General features: G+C 61.2%; 21 protein-coding genes. 13 read left to right on the top strand and 8 right to left on the bottom strand.

From position 1 onward, the window contains the following. Positions 1-121: 121 nt before the first annotated feature. Positions 122-859 (top strand): acetoacetyl-CoA reductase, encoded by a 738-nt coding sequence (gene phbB / locus JNO51_RS07220; RefSeq protein WP_215782336.1) that lies wholly within the window; start codon positions 122-124, stop codon positions 857-859. 60 nt (positions 860-919) lie between these two features. Here phbB and JNO51_RS07215 read toward each other — a convergent pair whose 3' ends face one another. Beyond that, entirely contained in the window at positions 920-1,462 is a 543-nt protein-coding gene (locus tag JNO51_RS07215; protein WP_215782335.1) for a GbsR/MarR family transcriptional regulator, read from the bottom strand. Between the two features lie 109 nt (positions 1,463-1,571). On the opposite strand from JNO51_RS07215, the gene JNO51_RS07210 reads away from it, so the two are divergent. Beyond that, positions 1,572-2,057 carry a GAF domain-containing protein gene (locus JNO51_RS07210; protein WP_215782334.1) on the top strand — a complete coding sequence of 162 codons (486 nt, stop codon included), beginning with the start codon at positions 1,572-1,574 and terminating at the stop codon, positions 2,055-2,057. A 64-nt stretch (positions 2,058-2,121) separates the two neighbouring features. Here JNO51_RS07210 and JNO51_RS07205 read toward each other — a convergent pair whose 3' ends face one another. Together JNO51_RS07205 and JNO51_RS07200 are read right to left on the bottom strand one after the other, a co-directional pair. Further along, complete coding sequence (locus tag JNO51_RS07205; protein ID WP_215782333.1) at positions 2,122-3,069, bottom strand: GMP reductase; 948 nt, start codon at positions 3,067-3,069, stop codon at positions 2,122-2,124. A gap of 214 nt (positions 3,070-3,283) precedes the next feature. Further along, positions 3,284-3,937 carry a ParA family protein gene (locus JNO51_RS07200; protein ID WP_215782332.1) on the bottom strand — a complete coding sequence of 218 codons (654 nt, stop codon included), beginning with the start codon at positions 3,935-3,937 and terminating at the stop codon, positions 3,284-3,286. 204 nt (positions 3,938-4,141) lie between these two features. On the opposite strand from JNO51_RS07200, the gene JNO51_RS07195 reads away from it, so the two are divergent. The 8 genes from JNO51_RS07195 to JNO51_RS07160 all read left to right on the top strand — a co-directional run bounded on the left by JNO51_RS07195 (position 4,142) and on the right by JNO51_RS07160 (position 9,409). After that, a complete protein-coding gene (locus JNO51_RS07195) occupies positions 4,142-5,029 on the top strand; it encodes an HD-GYP domain-containing protein (protein ID WP_215782331.1) in 888 nt (295 codons plus the stop codon). A 203-nt stretch (positions 5,030-5,232) separates the two neighbouring features. Next, positions 5,233-5,691, top strand: coding sequence for an NfeD family protein (locus JNO51_RS07190; RefSeq protein WP_215782330.1), 459 nt, complete (start codon positions 5,233-5,235; stop codon positions 5,689-5,691). Between the two features lie 4 nt (positions 5,692-5,695). Then, a complete protein-coding gene (locus tag JNO51_RS07185; protein ID WP_215782329.1) occupies positions 5,696-6,604 on the top strand; it encodes an SPFH domain-containing protein in 909 nt (302 codons plus the stop codon). Positions 6,605-6,683: 79 nt separating this feature from the next. Next, entirely contained in the window at positions 6,684-7,214 is a 531-nt protein-coding gene (locus JNO51_RS07180) for a septation protein A (protein ID WP_215782328.1), read from the top strand. Between the two features lie 3 nt (positions 7,215-7,217). Next, positions 7,218-7,520 carry a YciI family protein gene (locus JNO51_RS07175; protein ID WP_215782327.1) on the top strand — a complete coding sequence of 101 codons (303 nt, stop codon included), beginning with the start codon at positions 7,218-7,220 and terminating at the stop codon, positions 7,518-7,520. Next, a complete protein-coding gene (locus JNO51_RS07170; protein WP_215782326.1) occupies positions 7,517-7,783 on the top strand; it encodes a BolA family transcriptional regulator in 267 nt (88 codons plus the stop codon). Before JNO51_RS07175 ends, JNO51_RS07170 begins: the two co-directional genes overlap by 4 nt. Positions 7,784-7,804: 21 nt before the next feature. After that, positions 7,805-8,593: a peptidyl-prolyl cis-trans isomerase gene (locus tag JNO51_RS07165; protein WP_215782325.1), complete on the top strand. Its 789-nt coding sequence runs from the start codon at positions 7,805-7,807 to the stop codon at positions 8,591-8,593. A 24-nt stretch (positions 8,594-8,617) separates the two neighbouring features. Beyond that, a complete protein-coding gene (locus JNO51_RS07160; protein WP_215782324.1) occupies positions 8,618-9,409 on the top strand; it encodes a peptidylprolyl isomerase in 792 nt (263 codons plus the stop codon). 48 nt (positions 9,410-9,457) lie between these two features. Here JNO51_RS07160 and JNO51_RS07155 read toward each other — a convergent pair whose 3' ends face one another. After that, the gene (locus tag JNO51_RS07155) at positions 9,458-10,168 is read right to left on the bottom strand and encodes an AraC family transcriptional regulator (RefSeq protein ID WP_215782323.1); all 711 of its coding nucleotides are present in this window, start codon (positions 10,166-10,168) and stop codon (positions 9,458-9,460) included. A 110-nt stretch (positions 10,169-10,278) separates the two neighbouring features. On the opposite strand from JNO51_RS07155, the gene JNO51_RS07150 reads away from it, so the two are divergent. Next, entirely contained in the window at positions 10,279-10,662 is a 384-nt protein-coding gene (locus tag JNO51_RS07150) for a nuclear transport factor 2 family protein (RefSeq protein WP_215782322.1), read from the top strand. A gap of 26 nt (positions 10,663-10,688) precedes the next feature. Here the strand turns inward: JNO51_RS07150 and JNO51_RS07145 are convergent, their stop codons facing one another. Beyond that, positions 10,689-11,474: an enoyl-CoA hydratase-related protein gene (locus JNO51_RS07145; protein ID WP_215782321.1), complete on the bottom strand. Its 786-nt coding sequence runs from the start codon at positions 11,472-11,474 to the stop codon at positions 10,689-10,691. Positions 11,475-11,667: 193 nt separating this feature from the next. Between JNO51_RS07145 and JNO51_RS07140 the strand changes: the two genes are divergently transcribed. Beyond that, complete coding sequence (locus tag JNO51_RS07140; RefSeq protein WP_215782320.1) at positions 11,668-12,330, top strand: sulfite exporter TauE/SafE family protein; 663 nt, start codon at positions 11,668-11,670, stop codon at positions 12,328-12,330. Between the two features lie 4 nt (positions 12,331-12,334). Here the strand turns inward: JNO51_RS07140 and JNO51_RS07135 are convergent, their stop codons facing one another. Next, the gene (locus JNO51_RS07135) at positions 12,335-13,264 is read right to left on the bottom strand and encodes a GTP-binding protein (protein WP_215782319.1); all 930 of its coding nucleotides are present in this window, start codon (positions 13,262-13,264) and stop codon (positions 12,335-12,337) included. Then, positions 13,252-13,689 (bottom strand): Fur family transcriptional regulator, encoded by a 438-nt coding sequence (locus JNO51_RS07130; RefSeq protein WP_215782318.1) that lies wholly within the window; start codon positions 13,687-13,689, stop codon positions 13,252-13,254. Before JNO51_RS07130 ends, JNO51_RS07135 begins: the two co-directional genes overlap by 13 nt. A gap of 134 nt (positions 13,690-13,823) precedes the next feature. Between JNO51_RS07130 and JNO51_RS07125 the strand changes: the two genes are divergently transcribed. Then, on the top strand, positions 13,824-14,261 hold the full coding sequence (locus tag JNO51_RS07125) for a cytochrome c (protein WP_215782317.1): 438 nt from the start codon (positions 13,824-13,826) through the stop codon (positions 14,259-14,261). Positions 14,262-14,341: 80 nt separating this feature from the next. Here the strand turns inward: JNO51_RS07125 and JNO51_RS07120 are convergent, their stop codons facing one another. Then, positions 14,342-15,010 (bottom strand): cytochrome b/b6 domain-containing protein, encoded by a 669-nt coding sequence (locus tag JNO51_RS07120; RefSeq protein WP_215782316.1) that lies wholly within the window; start codon positions 15,008-15,010, stop codon positions 14,342-14,344. Positions 15,011-15,038: the final 28 nt, after the last annotated feature.

Raw genomic sequence — 15,038 nt, 5'->3', positions numbered from 1 at the left:
AAGTCATAAATTTCGAAGTAGAACGACCCATTTACAATTTTTTACCCTCCTGTATTCTTGGTCACAGAAGAAGAAAGACGCATTCGGCAGGATCGCTGTTAATCTTTGGAGGATAGAAATCATGACAAAACGAATTGCACTGGTCACCGGCGGCATGGGTGGCATCGGCACGTCCATCTGCAAGGCGCTCGGACAGGCCGGTCACATTGTGGTGACCACCTACAGCAAGCCGGGCAAGGAGGCCGCCTGGCTGGCCGACATGAAAGAAGCCGGCATCGAGGCGCATGCCTACCAGTGCGACGTGACGGATGCCGATCTGTGCAGCCGCATGGTCGATCAGGTGCACGAGGAGATCGGCCCGATCAGCATCCTGGTCAACAATGCCGGCATCACCCGCGACGGCACCTTCCGCAAGATGACCTTCGACGACTGGCATGCCGTCCTGCGCACCAATCTGGATTCAGTATTCAACATGACCCGGCCGGTGATCGAAACCATGATCGAGTGCAACTGGGGTCGCGTCATCAATGTCTCGTCGATCAATGGCCAGAAGGGCCAGTTCGGCCAGACCAACTATTCCGCAGCCAAGGCCGGCATGCATGGTTTCACCATGGCCCTGGCACAGGAAGTGGCCCGCAAGGGCATCACGGTCAACACCATCTCGCCGGGCTATATCGCCACTGACATGGTGATGGCCATTCCGGAAGATGTCCGCGAGAAGATTGTGGCGCAGATTCCGGTCGGCCGACTGGGCAAGCCGGAAGAAATCGCCGCCCTGGTGACCTTCCTCGCCTCCGACATCGCCGGCTTCATCACCGGCGCCAATGTGGCGATCAACGGCGGGCAACACACCAAGTAAGGACATCCCCAAAAAAACCGGCGGACTGCCTGTCCGCCGGTTTTTTTGCCTCAATCCTCCTCATTCGCGCCGCCCGGGTCCGGCATCCAGCACCCTCGACACGCGCGAGCCCAGACGCATCAGCCGCTCCAGCGTCTGCGGCGACAGCTTCTGCACATCGTCAAACCAGCTACAGAACAAATCGAGCAGATCATACAAGGCGCGCAGCCTGGCCTGATCCTGCCGCTCTGCCCCATCCTGCGCCGACTGGCGCAGCGCCTCCCCGAGAAACTCGAGTGTCGGCAGCAGCTCTCGGCGGCGCTTCTCCAGCGCCAGGCGCCGCAGCACCTCCCAGGCATCCTCCGGCACCGCGAAGAACTCGCGACGATCCCCGGCCAGCGGAACCGGGTGCACCAGACGCCAGCCCGCCAGATCCTTCAGGCCTGCCCCCACATTGGAACGCGAGATGCCAAGGATCTCCACCAGCTCATCCGCATTGAGTGCCCGGCCGGACACAAACAGCAAGGCGAAGATCTGCGCCACACTGCGGCTCATGCCCCAATGGCGCCCCATCTCACCAAAGTGCAGCACAAACCGCTCGGCCATCGGGGACAATTGATTCATTTTCCGGTTATTCCTGACATTCCTGACAAAAGTGGAAGCACGCGACGCCTCATGACGCAGACGCGGCCGCGCGCTATTATCTTAGTCCGTTAAATTTGAGTATGACACCATGGCAGAAACACTGATCATCTCTGACACCACCGACAAGCGTGAGCGCTACCAGACCCTGTTGCCGCAAGCCGAGGCCCTGCTGAGCGGAGAAACCGACCTGATCGCCGGACTGGCCAACGTGGCTGCCATGCTGAAAATGAGTTTTGACTGGCTGTGGGCCGGCTTCTATCTGGTCAAGGGCGAACAGCTGGTACTGGGACCGTTCCAGGGACCGCTGGCCTGCACGCGCATCCCGCACGGCAAAGGGGTCTGCGGTACCGCCTGGGCCAGCGCCCGGACACAGGTGGTCGCCGACGTCGACGCCTTCCCGGGACATATCGCCTGCTCCTCGGCAGCCCGTTCGGAGATCGTCGTTCCCCTGTTCGACCAGACCGGCAAAGTGGCTGGCGTCCTGGACATCGACAGCGACCAGCTTGGCAGCTTCGACGACGAAGATGCCCGTCAGCTGGAGAAACTGGCCGCCCTGCTCAGCCCGCTGTTCTGAGCAGCCGAGGCAGCTGACAACAAAAAAGCCCGGAACCTGTCCGGGCTTTTTTCATCGGCATCGCTCAGCGATGAACGACAATGCGCTCCACATCGCGCAGCGCGGCCAGATCGCGGCCACCGGCATAGCTGATCGACGACTGCAGGTCTTCCATCAGTTCGACCAGCAGCTTCTGCATGCTGCCCTTGTACTCGACCAGAATCTTCTTGCCCTCGACGTTGACGTAGGCACCCTTGTTGTACTGCGAAGCGCTGCCGAAGTATTCCTTGTAATGCTTGCCGTTGATTTCGACGATATTGCCTGCCGACTCGTCATAACCGGCAAACAGCGAGCCCGCCATCACCATGGCAGCGCCGCAGGACATGGCCTTGGCCACATCGCCATGCTCGACAATGCCGCCGTCGGCAATCACCGGCACGCGCACGGCATGGGCGCAATCCAGCGTGGTCGACACCATCGGACGATGGAAACCGGTCTTGTTCTTGGTGATGCAGACACGGCCACCGGCGATACCGGCCTTGATGGCGTCGCAGCCCCAGCTTTCCAGATCACGGGCCGCTTCGGCGGTGGCAATATTGCCGCCAATCAGGAAGCTGTCCGGGAACATGTCCTTGATCACCTTGATCATGCGTTCCGCCTTGACGCACCAGGCATTGGCCACATCCATGGTGATGTACTCCGGCGTCAGGCCGGCAGCCTTCAGCTCGTTGAGCTGCACCAGCGTGTCTTCATTCACCCCGGCGCTGATGGAGGCAAACAGCCCCTTGGCCTGCATGTCGGCCACGAAACGCACCACATCAACATTGAAGCGATGCATGGTGTAGAACCAGCCCTGGCGCGCAAAAAACTCACACGTATCGGCATCGACCACGCTCTTCATGTTCGAGGCGTAAACCGGCATGACAAAACGGTGTTTACCCAGCTGCACGGAGGTATCGCACTCCTTGCGGCTGTCCACCACAGTCTTCTTCGGCACCAGATAGATATCGGCGTAGTTCAATTCGGTGTTCATGTTCGTGATCGTCCAGGTTCGGGATTAAAAAGAGAGGGCCCCAAACAAAAAGGGAGCCGTGATGGCTCCCTTGTTGCAACTTGCCCTGCGCTTCCGTTCGTCGGTCGCACACGCAATTACGAAGCGAATTTAAGCGCACAAACGCTTCACGTCAAGCGATTTTTTTGCCACTCACTCCATTCATAGCCCCAGCCAGCAAAAAAACAACAAGCAATTATTTGTCACACCAGTCACCGTCATGATCCTGCCCCAGCCAACGCAGGATCGGCGCCCAGGCCTCCCGGTCACGCGCACTGCGTCCTGGCGGCAAATCGAACAGACTCAGACCGCCGGCAGCAGCCTGCACATACAACTGGGTATCACGCAACCAGCCCAGCACCGGCACCTCATAGCCGGCGAGGAACTGCTCCAGCTCGCGTGCCGAGCGCGTGCGCGGATCGACACGCATCCCCACCACCCCCAAAAACACCTTGCTCTTGCGCAGCGCCTTCTCGGCCAGAATCTGCTGAAAAAAATCTTCTGTCGCCCACATATCGAACGGCGACGGCTGGATCGGCACCAGGACTCGATCAACCCGCCGCAAAAGCGCCGTCAGCTTCTTGCCATGCAAACCCGCCGCACTGTCCAGCACCATCACCTGAGTACCACGCGGCGGCCGGGCGGGCTCGCCGGGCACCACTTCCCAGCCATGAATCGCCGGCAGCGCCGGATCACGTCCCGCCAGCCAGCGCAGGGAGGACTGCTGTCGGTCCACATCCCCCAACATCACCTGACGCCCGGCATTGGCGTAATACCCGGCCAGATTGGTTGCCAGCGTCGATTTGCCACTCCCGCCTTTCGGATTGGCCACCAGAATTGATCGAACCATTGATCCTCCCTAAGGATTCCCTGACTCAAGAACCCTCTGAACAGACCGCTCCAACGGCAACTCTCTGTTCAGAGCTTTCTCCAGCCGGTCACTATACCATATGCATCTTCTCCGGCCAGATTGCCATCCATTCGTCACAACCCGCCTCACAGACGACAGGGCAATGGCTATACTATGACATCGTCAGACACCGGGACCCTCCGCATGGATGCGTTTGATTCCCTGCTCAAAACCCTGTTTGCCATGGCCTGGATGGTGGAGGCAAGAGACCCCTATACAGGGGGGCACTTATGGCGCGTTTCGCAGTTCGCCCGGCGAACGGCAGAGGCTGCCGGTCTCCCGCCTGTCGATGTCATGCGCATCATGCTCGGCGGTTTCCTGCACGATCTGGGCAAGATCGGCGTCCCCGACGCCATTCTGCGCAAGCCGGACAAACTGACCGACGAGGAATACGCCATCATCAAGACCCACCCGGAGGTGGGGCAACGCATCCTGGCCAATCACCCGCTGCGACACCTGGTGGAGGCCGCCGTGCGCATGCACCACGAACGGCCGGACGGACGAGGCTATCCGGCCGGCCTGCCCCTGGACAGCATTCCGGTCGATGCCCGCATCGTCGGCATCTGTGACGCCTTCGATGCCATGACCAGCAGCCGGCCGTACCGCCAGGGCATGCCGATCGACAAGGCCCTGGCCATCATCAGCGACAACCTGGGCAGCCAGTTCGACCGCCAGCATGGCGAGCATTTCCTCCGGCTCGCCCAGCTCAACCAGCTGGCCGATATCGTTGGCCACAGCGAACCGGGCATCCCGCTGGAGCACTGCCCCGCCTGCGGACCGATCATTCTGCGCACCCGCCACCACCATGCCGGCGACCATCTGTACTGTCCCAACTGCACCAGCGAGGTCGTCCTCCACCTGGAGCACGGCCGGGCCCGGATCGAACCCACCGGCCGCAAGGGCACACCGGATCAACTGATCCCGGCGCTGAACATCGAGCTGTGCGACACCTTGATTCGAGAGGCTGAAATCACCCTGCCCGGCAGCAGACAGCCTCCGGCTTCATGGTGGCGTCGCTGGTTTAATGCATGAAATCAAGATAAATCAACGTTCTGAAGGATCTTTTTCCCATGCTGAGCGACTAAGCATCGCCAGGGCCGACATCTGCAGACACGCCACGGCCGTTCGCAGCCCCTGGCCGGCCATGACTGTTTGTGATATTGAACACCCCGGGGCGCCGCCCGCAGCAGAGCAAGGCCGCGCCAGATAAAGCACTCACCCCGGACCGACTTGCCATGTCCCTCCAGACCCTGCTCGACACTCATGCCACGTTCTGGCTGGTCGGCGCCCTGATTGCCCTGGGCGTCGAGTTCATGACCGGCACGCTGTACCTGCTGGTCTTTGCCATCGCCCTGACCGGCGGCGGCATCGCCGCGCTGTACGCCTGGCAACCGATTCCCCAATTCTTCATCGCCAGCGTGGCCGGCCTGCTGGCCCTGTTCGCCGTGAGCGCCTGGAAGCGGCGCCAGCCGCCTGCCCCACCCCGCCCGGTCGACGACCCGGACATCGGCCAGCCGGTCCGCGTCCTGCACCTCCGCCCGGAGGATGCTCAGCGCGCACGGGTCCTTTACCGCGGCGCCGAATGGGATGCCCTGCTGCTAGCCCCTTACCCGGCCGCCGGACAGACGGCCTTTATTGTCGGACGTGACGGCAACCTGCTGCACGTCTCCCTCCAACCTGCAGAAAGTCGATAAAAACATGGAATTCGCCATTGCACTGTTCGTCGTTGTCCTGCTGTTCGTGCTGCAATCCGTGCGCGTGGTCCCGCAGCAGACCGCCTTCGTACTGGAGCGGCTCGGCCGCTTTCACGGCGTGCTCGGCCCGGGCCTCAACATCATCGTGCCCTTCGTGGATCGCATTGCCTATCGCCACAACCTGAAGGAAATCCCGCTCGACGTCCCGAGTCAGATCTGCATCACACGCGACAACACCCAGCTCAAGGTGGACGGCATCCTGTACTTCCAGGTCACCGATCCGCAGCGCGCTTCCTACGGCTCCAGCGATTACGTCCTGGCCATTTCCCAGCTGGCCCAGACCACGCTGCGCTCGGTCATCGGCAAGATGGAACTCGACAAGACCTTCGAAGAACGGGATGAAATCAACGCCGCCGTCGTCGCCGCCCTGGACGAAGCCGCCTTCAGCTGGGGGGTCAAGGTGCTGCGCTATGAGATCAAGGACCTGGTACCGCCGCAGGAAATTCTGCACGCCATGCAGGCGCAGATCACGGCTGAACGCGGCAAACGTGCGCGCATTGCCGAATCCGAAGGCCGCAAGATGGAACAGATCAACCTGGCCACCGGCGCCCGCGAGGCAGCCATCCAGGAGTCGGAAGGTCGTCGTCAGGCCGCCATCAACCAGGCCCAGGGTCAGGCGGAAGCCATGCGCCTGGTGGCGGACGCCACGGCAGAAGCCCTCACCCGTGTCGGCAGCGCCATCGGCAACGAAGGCGGCATGGCTGCGGTCAACCTCAAGGTGGCCGAGCAGTATGTTGCCGCCTTCAGCCAGCTGGCCAAAGAGGGCAACACGGTCATCATGCCGGCCAACGTGGCGGATCTGGGCGGACTGATCGCCAGCGCCATGAGCATCGTCAAGCCGGCAAAATCTTAATTGCACCAGGCCGGCCGGATGCTTGAATTGCCGGCCGGCAACCCCCATAATCACCCCAACCTCTACCGCAGCTGCGCTAATGAAATTCTTATCCGATCTGTTCCCGGTACTGCTGTTCTTTGCAGCCTATTCCTTCAGCCACGACATCTTCCTTGCCACCAAGATCGCCATTGCCGCGACTGCACTGCAAGTGGCCTGGTCCTGGATCCGTCACCGCAAGGTCGACAAAATGCTGTGGCTGAGTTTTGCCCTGATCACCGTGTTTGGCGGTGCCACCCTGATCTCCAAGAACCACCATTTCATCATGTGGAAACCCACCATCCTTTACTGGATCATGGGAGCAGGCTTGCTAATCGGGCGTCATGTAGGTAAAAACGGCATACGCGCACTACTGGAAAAGCAGATCCAGCTGCCCGACACGATCTGGGACCGGCTGTGTCAGGCCTGGGCGGTGTTCTTCCTGCTGCTGGGGGGCGTCAACCTGCTCGTGGCCTATTCTGTCGACGAGCCCATGTGGGTCAAATTCAAACTGTTCGGTACCACGGGATTGCTGCTGGCCTTCGCCATCGGCCAGAGCCTGCTGGTATCCAAGTACATCAAGGAAGACTGAGACATGCTGTACGCCATCATGGCGCGTGACGTGCCCGATTCGCTGTCTCGTCGCCTCGCGGCCCGACCGGACCACCTGGCGCGCCTGACCGCCCTGCAGGAGCAAGGCCGGCTGCTGCTTGCCGGCCCCTTTCCGGCCATCGACGCCAGCGACCCGGGTCCGGCCGGATTCAGCGGCAGCCTGATCGTTGCCGAATTCAGCGACCTGAACGAAGCACGGGCCTGGGCAGACGCCGACCCCTATGTGGCGGCTGGCGTCTATGCAGAGGTCGAAGTCAAACCCTGGCGCAAGGTCTTCCCGGCATGAGCGATACGGTCAGCCTCATCGAGCAACGCCTGACGGCATTGTCGCCGCAACAACTGCTGGTTCGTGACGACAGCCACCTGCACGCCGGCCATGCCGGTGCCCGTGCCGGCGGCGGCCACTACCAGCTGACCATCGTCAGTCAACAATTCAGCGGTCTCAACCGCCTCGCAAGGCATCGCCTGGTCTACCAGACGCTTGGCGATCTGATGCAAAACCGGATTCATGCGCTGGCCATCCTTGCGCTGGCACCCGAAGAATCCTGATTTCAACTTCAAGGGGTAACTATGAAACTCAACAAACTGGCCAGTCTTCTGCTCGCCGCCTCCATCGCCCTGCCAAGCATGGCTTTTGCCGACTCGGTTGCCGTCGTCAATGGCACGCCGATCGACAAGAGCAAGGTTGACCAGATCGTCAGCCAGATCGTAGGCAACAGCAACGGCCAGGCCCAGGACACGCCGGCACTGCGCGAAAAGATCAAGAACTCCCTGATCAACCAGCAACTGGCACTGGATGAAGCCAAGCGTCGCGGCCTGGACAAGGCCCCGGCGGTACAGGAACAGATCAAGCAGGCCACCGATGGCATCCTGCAGGAAGCGCTGGCAGCCGACATCGTCAAGCAAAGCCCGATCGACGATGCCGCCGTGAAGAGCCGCTACGACGAGTTTGCCGCCAAGCTCAAGGGCTCGACCGACATGCACCTGCAACAGATCGTCGTTTCGAGCGAAGCCGACGCCAAGAAGGTCATTGCCGACCTGAAGAAGGGCAAGGCATTTGCCCAGCTGGCTAAGGAAAAATCGATCGATCCGAATGCCAAGCAGTCTGGCGGTGAAATGGGCATCCTCAACACCGCCAGCATGCCGCCGGTGCTGGCCGATGCCGTGAAGAACCTCAAGGCAGGCCAGGTCACCACCATTTCTGCCGGCAATATCTGGCACGTCGTCAAGCTGGTTGAGTCGCGCCCGGCCGTACCGGCGCCGCTGGACCAGCTGAAACCGCAAATCGTGCGCCAGCTGCAGGAAGAGAAAATTGAGCAGGCCATGAGCGATCTGCGCAGCAAGGCCAAGATCCAGTAACCGATTCACTCATACGGAACACATATGAAAAAGACCCTGATTGCCGGCACCATTGCCTGCGCCCTTGCCGCCGGTGCCGTTCTGGCTGCCGACATTCAAGTCAACGGCACCACCATCTCCCAGGCCCGTTTTGACGCAGTCGCCAAGATGATGAATGCCCAGGCTCAGGCCCAGGGCCAGCAGGCTGATCCGCGCCTGCCGGAAATGATCAAGCAGCAACTGATCACCGCCGAAGTCCTGCGCCAGGAAGCCGTGCGCAAAGGCATCGACAAGCTGCCGGAAGTGCGCGCCGAGCTGGACAACGCCGAAGCCATGACCCTGGCCAACCAGCTGATCAAGCAGTTCGTTGCCAGCAACCCGGTATCGGAAAGCGACCTGAAGGCCGAGTACGACAAGCTCAAGGCGGCAACGCCGGAGAAGAAGAGCTACCATGCCCAGCACATCCTGGTGAAGACCGAAGCCGAAGCCAATGCCGTGATCGCCGCCCTCAAGAAGGGCAAGCCGTTCGCTCAGCTGGCCAAGGAAAAGTCCATCGACCCGGGCAGCAAGGCCAATGGTGGCGATCTGGGCTGGAACGAGCCGGAAACCTTCGTGCCGGAATTCGGCCAGGCCATGGCCAAGCTGGCCAAGGGTCAAATCACGGCCAAGCCGGTGAAGACCCAGTTCGGCTGGCACATCATCAAGCTGGACGACGTCCGCACCGAGGAATTCCCGAAGCTGGAAGCCCTGCGTCCGCAACTCGAACAGCAACTGCAAGGCGAGCGCATCCAGAAGTACATTGCCGATCTGAAGGCCAAGGCCAAGATCCAGCAATAAGCGCCGACCGCTGCCTCACCCGACGCCACGGCATGCCGTGGCGTTTTTTTATGCCTGCGCGACAAAGGCAGCAGGCGTCATGCCGAGTTGACGACGAAACACCTGAATAAAGGCACTGGGACTCTGATAGCCCACCGTCAGCGCCACCTCGGTGACCGAGCGCCCCTCGGCCAGCAGGCGCATGGCATGCCAGACTCGCAACTGTTGACGCCACACCCCGAAGGCCAGTCCGGTCTCGCGCCGGAAATGGCGCATGAAGGTACTGCGTGACATGCCTGCGTGCAAAGCCCAGTCATCCAGCCCACGCTCATCATCGGGGACCGCCAGCAACTGCTGCACCACAGCCAGCAGACGACTCGATTGCGGCAAAGCCATGCCGCTGGACAGAGAAGGCGCATACGACAGCCCATCCGCCAGCACCTGCCAGTACAACGCACGTCGCCGCGCAGGCAAACCCTCATCCAGACAAAACGGCAGCACCGCCATCAGCAAGGGCGACAAGCGAACGACCTTGAGTGCCAGCGGCAAATAGCGACTGCTCCAACCATCATCGACATAGACAGACTGCCCGCTGACCGCGCAGGGAAACAGCGCCTCATGCGCACAAATGGGCGGCACCCAGCCCAGACACCCCGAAGGCACCAGCCACTGCCCTTCACTGCTGCGCAGATGAATCGCCCCTTCGCGCACCACAAAAAGCTGACCAGTCGCATGCACATGGCTGCCGGTACGCTCGCGCACACCATGTTGCAAGGACATCACTGTGGCATTTGGCATCATGAACCGATCAAGACATAAATAGAGACAATATCGAAATATTACCAGAGAAAAAAACCGGACAATACCGGCTCACACACCAAGGAGCTCACATGTCCCCACAGCACATCGTTCGCCAGGCCCTCGAAACCATTCTGAGCGGGCAAGCCAGCCGCAGCGAAATCGAGCAATACATCGCCCCGACCTACCAACAATGGGTCGACGGCCACCAGCTTGACTACCCCGCCTTCCTGCAACATCTGGCCACACTGAATCAGCGCGCCGACAAGATGACGCTGCAGATTGATCACTTGATTGCGGAAGACAAGCTGGTTTTCAGCCAACATCAGGTCAGGGTAGACAAAACAGACGGCGGCCAGGCCCACTACCGGGTCATGGCACTGTTCACCCTGCAGGACAGTCGCATCGTACGCTGCGAAGAATTGACCTACATGCAACAAGGACAGGGCGCTGATCGCGACATGGGGTCACGCTAGGCCACCCGGCAGCGAGGCCCGGATACTCAGTCGTCCTCGTCTTCACACCAGGATGGCGCCCGCTTGTCGAGAAAAGCCGCCACCCCCTCACGCTGCTCCTCGCTGCCGATCACCTGCATATAGGCCAGACGTGCCTGCTGCAGGTGATCATCCAGAGACTGCGAAGGCGCCGTATCGATCAACCCCTGCGCCAGACGCACCGCCTGCGGCCCCTGACGTGAAATCCGGTCGGCCAGACTGACCGCCACAATCTTGGCAAAGCCGGCGTCCACCACCTCCTCCACCAGGCCGATCTGCCAGGCCTTGCCGGCATCCAGCACCTCACCACACAGCGCCATGCGACGTGCCCAGGGCTGCCCGATCTTGTCGGTCAGAAACTTCAGCCCTCCCGCCCCCGGAATCAGACCCACCCTGGCCTGCGACATCCCCAGCATGGCCCCGCGTTCAGCGACGATGACATCACAGCAAAGCGCACACTCCAGCCCAGCCCCGAGCGCAAAGCCATTGACGGCCGCCACAGACAAACCATGAAAAGAACGCAACTGCTGACAAACCGTCAGCAGCGCATCAATCAGCCCTTCGGCCTGGGCCCAGTCGCCCCCGGCCAGTGGCGGCAACGCCAGGCCCGCTGAAAAATAGCGCTCTCCGGCACCGGTCAGGACCAGCGCGTGCAGAGAATCGTCGGCCTGCAAGACCGACAGCTGCTGCGACAAAGCCTGCAGCACCTCCACCGTCAGCAAATTGGCCGGCGGCTGCTGAATGGTCACAATCGCAGTACGCCCCAGCTGCTCCAGCGTCAGGAATGAAGTCATGGTAATCCTCGCCTCGATCTGGCGGGAAAGGCGCCGCGCCCCCGCAACGGGCCACCCCTGCTTTGTTTCTAGCCGCCAGCCCCTCAAATGCAACAAGAATCACAAACTGCCCCATTCATGACAAACAGCAAAAGGTTGGGCATCAATCCAGACCGCAAGGCTGCTAGAATGCGCTTTTCATGGTGAATACCCGATGATCGAAACCAGTCTGTTGGTCATGTTTCTGGCCGGGCTGCTGGGCGGCGGCCACTGCATCGGCATGTGCGGCGGCATCGTCACCGCGCTGAGTATCAAGCTGCCCGCCGGCCAGCGCCGGCTGCCCATGCTGCTGGGCTACAACCTTGGCCGGCTCGGCAGCTACAGCCTGATCGGCGCCCTGTTCGGCGGTCTGGCCGGCGCCGCCATGCAGCATGCCAGACCGCTGCAAATCGCGCTCTATCTGCTGGCCAACCTGATGATCATCGCCATTGGCCTCTACCTGGCAGGCCTGTCTGCTCTGGTGACTCGCATCGAACGCCTGGGGCAGCCGCTGTGGCGCCGCCTGCAACCGCTGCTGGGCCGCATTTTGCCGCTGCGCCACCCTGGCCAGGCCTTTCTGGCAGGCATGATCTGGGGCTGGGTTCCCTGTGGACTGGTGTATAGCGCCAGCCTGTCTGCCCTCGCCAGCGGCCATGCCGCGCAGGGCGCACTCATCATGCTCTGCTTTGGTCTGGGCACCCTGCCCAACCTGCTCGCCATGGGATTGTTCGCCGATGCACTGCGCCAGCAGATGCAAAAACAGGCCGTGCGACTGGGCACCGGCCTGCTGGTCTGTCTGCTGGGGGTCTGGCAGCTGCTACATCTGATTCCTCTCTGAGCGCTCAGGCGAAACAGGCGCGCAGCGCCTGCTCGACATCGGCAATATCGATCTGCGGTGCAATCAGTTCAAAACGGCTGTCGCGCCGCCATGCCACCTGAGTGGCGCCCCACTGGCCATCCACCCAGTTGAGCCAGACCCGGTCTCCCAGCACCGAAAACACCCCTTTGGCGCGCTGCAAGCCAGGGACCCGCCGCGGCAAGTCATCAAAAAACGCCGTCAGCCGCTCGGCATCAAAAGCCTGACCGGCATCAAACGTCCAGCCATGCGACTGCCAGTCGGCAGGCATCTCACGGTTCAGGCGCGGCCGGTAAGCCTGCTGTTGCGTCACATTGGCCAGCGTCAGCCAGCCAGCCTCCAGCGCCCCGTCACGGACCTCGGCAATCAGCCGCTTGGGCGGGAACAGGGCCTCGGCCTGACGACGGAAGGCCGCCATGGTCGGCACATCGGCCAGATCAATCTTGTTGGCCACCAACACATCCGCCAGCGTGATCTGGTCACGGTACATGGGTTGGCGCTGATAGTTCGGATCGACAAACTGACGCGGATCCACCAGCGTCAGTACCGCCCCCACCTCCAGCGCCTCGGCCAGCGGCTGCTGGCGCAGTTCGTCAATCACGCCGGCGGCATGCGCCAGCCCGCTGGCCTCGATCAGCAACCGGTCCGGCCTGGCCCGGCGCAGCAGGGTCGCCACCGTGGCCGTCATCTGCGGCCCGGCCACACAGCACAGGCAACCACCGGCGATCTCCGCCACCGGTACCTCGCCGCCGGAAAGCACGGCGCCATCAATCCCGATCTCGCCGAACTCATTCACAATCAGCGCCCAGCTTTCCTCGGCCGGACGATGCGCAATCAGGTGGCGCAGGGCCGTGGTCTTGCCCACACCGAGAAAGCCGGTAAACAGGTTGACAATGGTTTTCTTCATGGACGACACCGTTGACAGGTGCCGGTCAGTACCAGATTTTGCGCCTGCAGTTCAAAACCGACCTCCGCCGTGGCCGAGGCCAGGCTGGACAGACTGGAAGCGGCATCCAGCTCACAGATCGCACCACAATCGCGACAGACCAGAAACAGCGACTCATGCTCACAGCCGAAATGGTCGCAGACGATATAACCATTCAGCGCCTCGACCCGGTGCAACAAGCCCTGCTCCACCAGAAAATCCAGCGCACGATACACGGTCGGCGGCGCGGCCTGGCCCCCGCGCTCCTGCTGCAAATCGGCCAGCACCTGATACGCCTTGACCACCCCGTCATGACGCAGCACCAGCTCAAGCACCTGACGGCGCAGTGCGGTCATCTTGCAGCCACGCGTCAGACAGTGACGCTCGGCCTCGGCCACAAAGCTTTGCACATCCATTCGAGGCGATCCATTTCAGAAAAAAACCCATGTTATATTATAACATTTCCTCTTTACAAGTTTTAACACCCCGTACCGGCAGCAACATTCCATTGTGATAAAATCGCCGTCATTCAACCTGACACCGTGACATCATGAAAAAACTGCTTCTGACGACCCTGCTGACCGCCTTTACCCTCCCCGTACTGGCCAATCCGGGCGGCGCCGAACGCCAGCAGGCCTTCAAGAAAATGTTGCTGCAATTCGAGCCGATGGGGGTGGTCGTTCGTGGCCGAGACCCCTACAACAAGGCCACCTTCATTCAGCATGCCGATGCCTTCAAGCTGGCGGCCGAGCAGCCCTTTACCCTGTTTGTCCCCAACAGCATCGATGCCAAGAGCCGGGCCAAGCCGGAAATCTGGAGCCAGCCCGCCAAGTTCCAGGGCGAAAAGGACAAATTCTTCAAGGCGGTCGACGCCCTGAATGTCGCCGCGCACAGTGGCGACCTCGCCAGCATCAAGAAAAACTACGACCTGGTGTCGCAGAGCTGCAAGTCCTGTCACGACACCTTCCGCGGCCCGAAAGTCGAATAAGCCGCCATCAGGCATAAAAAAACCGCAAGTCAGCCGACTTGCGGTTTTTTTCTTGCTGACAACCCGCTGCGAGCTGCCGGTCAGGCGCCACCGACGACCAAGACCAGCGCGGCCACCGCTCCCACCGCCAGTGCCAGACTGAGCAAGGCCAGCCGCAACGGTGCGAAATACAGCGGGGCAACCTCACCCTCAATGGCCTTGCGCCCGGACAGCATGGCATGCACCAGGTTCTGTTTTTTGAACACCTTGTGCGCCAGCACGGCAGCCACATGCAGCACCACCAGCACCATGATCAGATCAAAGAACAGCTTGTGCACCGAAGTAATGCTCTCCGAGGCCGAACTGCTGACCAGATGCGCCAGCGGACCATCAAACAGATAGCTGTCCACATCCGAAGACAGCATGCCACTGGCAACCTGAAACAGCAGCGTCAGGATCAGCGCCAGCACCATCAGTCCGCCCAGCGGGTTATGACCGGGCTGCTGCGCCTCCGGCAAATGGCCACGCAGATAACGGCGAATGACGCCGGGTCCCTTGAGAAAGTCGCTGAAGCGCGCGGTCTGGCTGCCGAGAAAGCCCCACAGCAGGCGGAACACCAGCAGCACGGCCACGCCTTCACCGCACCAGATGTGATATCTCAGCCAGTCACCGCCCTGCGTGCCAGTCCACCACATGCCGGCAAACAACAACACCAGCGTCCAGTGAAAAACCCGTGTCGGCACATCCCACACCGATACCATTTGCTTCATCGCGACAATCCCTTCTGCCCTGCCACCA

Origin of the sequence: Paludibacterium sp. B53371 (assembly GCF_018802765.1) — a bacterium.
In the GTDB taxonomy this organism is placed as follows: domain Bacteria; phylum Pseudomonadota; class Gammaproteobacteria; order Burkholderiales; family Chromobacteriaceae; genus Paludibacterium.
The sequence above is the reverse complement of the archived record's forward strand: the minus strand, read 5'-3'. Positions and strand labels throughout refer to the sequence as shown.

Excerpts from the sequence above, each read along its gene's own strand:
- phbB (WP_215782336.1), top strand. The coding sequence starts at position 122 with ATGACAAAACGAATTGCACTGGTCACCGGCGGCATGGGTGGCATCGGC.
- JNO51_RS07215 (WP_215782335.1), bottom strand. The coding sequence starts at position 1,462 with ATGAATCAATTGTCCCCGATGGCCGAGCGGTTTGTGCTGCACTTTGGT.
- JNO51_RS07210 (WP_215782334.1), top strand. The coding sequence starts at position 1,572 with ATGGCAGAAACACTGATCATCTCTGACACCACCGACAAGCGTGAGCGC.
- JNO51_RS07205 (WP_215782333.1), bottom strand. The coding sequence starts at position 3,069 with ATGAACACCGAATTGAACTACGCCGATATCTATCTGGTGCCGAAGAAG.
- JNO51_RS07200 (WP_215782332.1), bottom strand. The coding sequence starts at position 3,937 with ATGGTTCGATCAATTCTGGTGGCCAATCCGAAAGGCGGGAGTGGCAAA.
- JNO51_RS07195 (WP_215782331.1), top strand. The coding sequence starts at position 4,142 with ATGGATGCGTTTGATTCCCTGCTCAAAACCCTGTTTGCCATGGCCTGG.
- JNO51_RS07190 (WP_215782330.1), top strand. The coding sequence starts at position 5,233 with ATGTCCCTCCAGACCCTGCTCGACACTCATGCCACGTTCTGGCTGGTC.
- JNO51_RS07185 (WP_215782329.1), top strand. The coding sequence starts at position 5,696 with ATGGAATTCGCCATTGCACTGTTCGTCGTTGTCCTGCTGTTCGTGCTG.
- JNO51_RS07180 (WP_215782328.1), top strand. The coding sequence starts at position 6,684 with ATGAAATTCTTATCCGATCTGTTCCCGGTACTGCTGTTCTTTGCAGCC.
- JNO51_RS07175 (WP_215782327.1), top strand. The coding sequence starts at position 7,218 with ATGCTGTACGCCATCATGGCGCGTGACGTGCCCGATTCGCTGTCTCGT.
- JNO51_RS07170 (WP_215782326.1), top strand. The coding sequence starts at position 7,517 with ATGAGCGATACGGTCAGCCTCATCGAGCAACGCCTGACGGCATTGTCG.
- JNO51_RS07165 (WP_215782325.1), top strand. The coding sequence starts at position 7,805 with ATGAAACTCAACAAACTGGCCAGTCTTCTGCTCGCCGCCTCCATCGCC.
- JNO51_RS07160 (WP_215782324.1), top strand. The coding sequence starts at position 8,618 with ATGAAAAAGACCCTGATTGCCGGCACCATTGCCTGCGCCCTTGCCGCC.
- JNO51_RS07155 (WP_215782323.1), bottom strand. The coding sequence starts at position 10,168 with ATGTCCTTGCAACATGGTGTGCGCGAGCGTACCGGCAGCCATGTGCAT.
- JNO51_RS07150 (WP_215782322.1), top strand. The coding sequence starts at position 10,279 with ATGTCCCCACAGCACATCGTTCGCCAGGCCCTCGAAACCATTCTGAGC.
- JNO51_RS07145 (WP_215782321.1), bottom strand. The coding sequence starts at position 11,474 with ATGACTTCATTCCTGACGCTGGAGCAGCTGGGGCGTACTGCGATTGTG.
- JNO51_RS07140 (WP_215782320.1), top strand. The coding sequence starts at position 11,668 with ATGATCGAAACCAGTCTGTTGGTCATGTTTCTGGCCGGGCTGCTGGGC.
- JNO51_RS07130 (WP_215782318.1), bottom strand. The coding sequence starts at position 13,689 with ATGGATGTGCAAAGCTTTGTGGCCGAGGCCGAGCGTCACTGTCTGACG.
- JNO51_RS07125 (WP_215782317.1), top strand. The coding sequence starts at position 13,824 with ATGAAAAAACTGCTTCTGACGACCCTGCTGACCGCCTTTACCCTCCCC.
- JNO51_RS07120 (WP_215782316.1), bottom strand. The coding sequence starts at position 15,010 with ATGAAGCAAATGGTATCGGTGTGGGATGTGCCGACACGGGTTTTTCAC.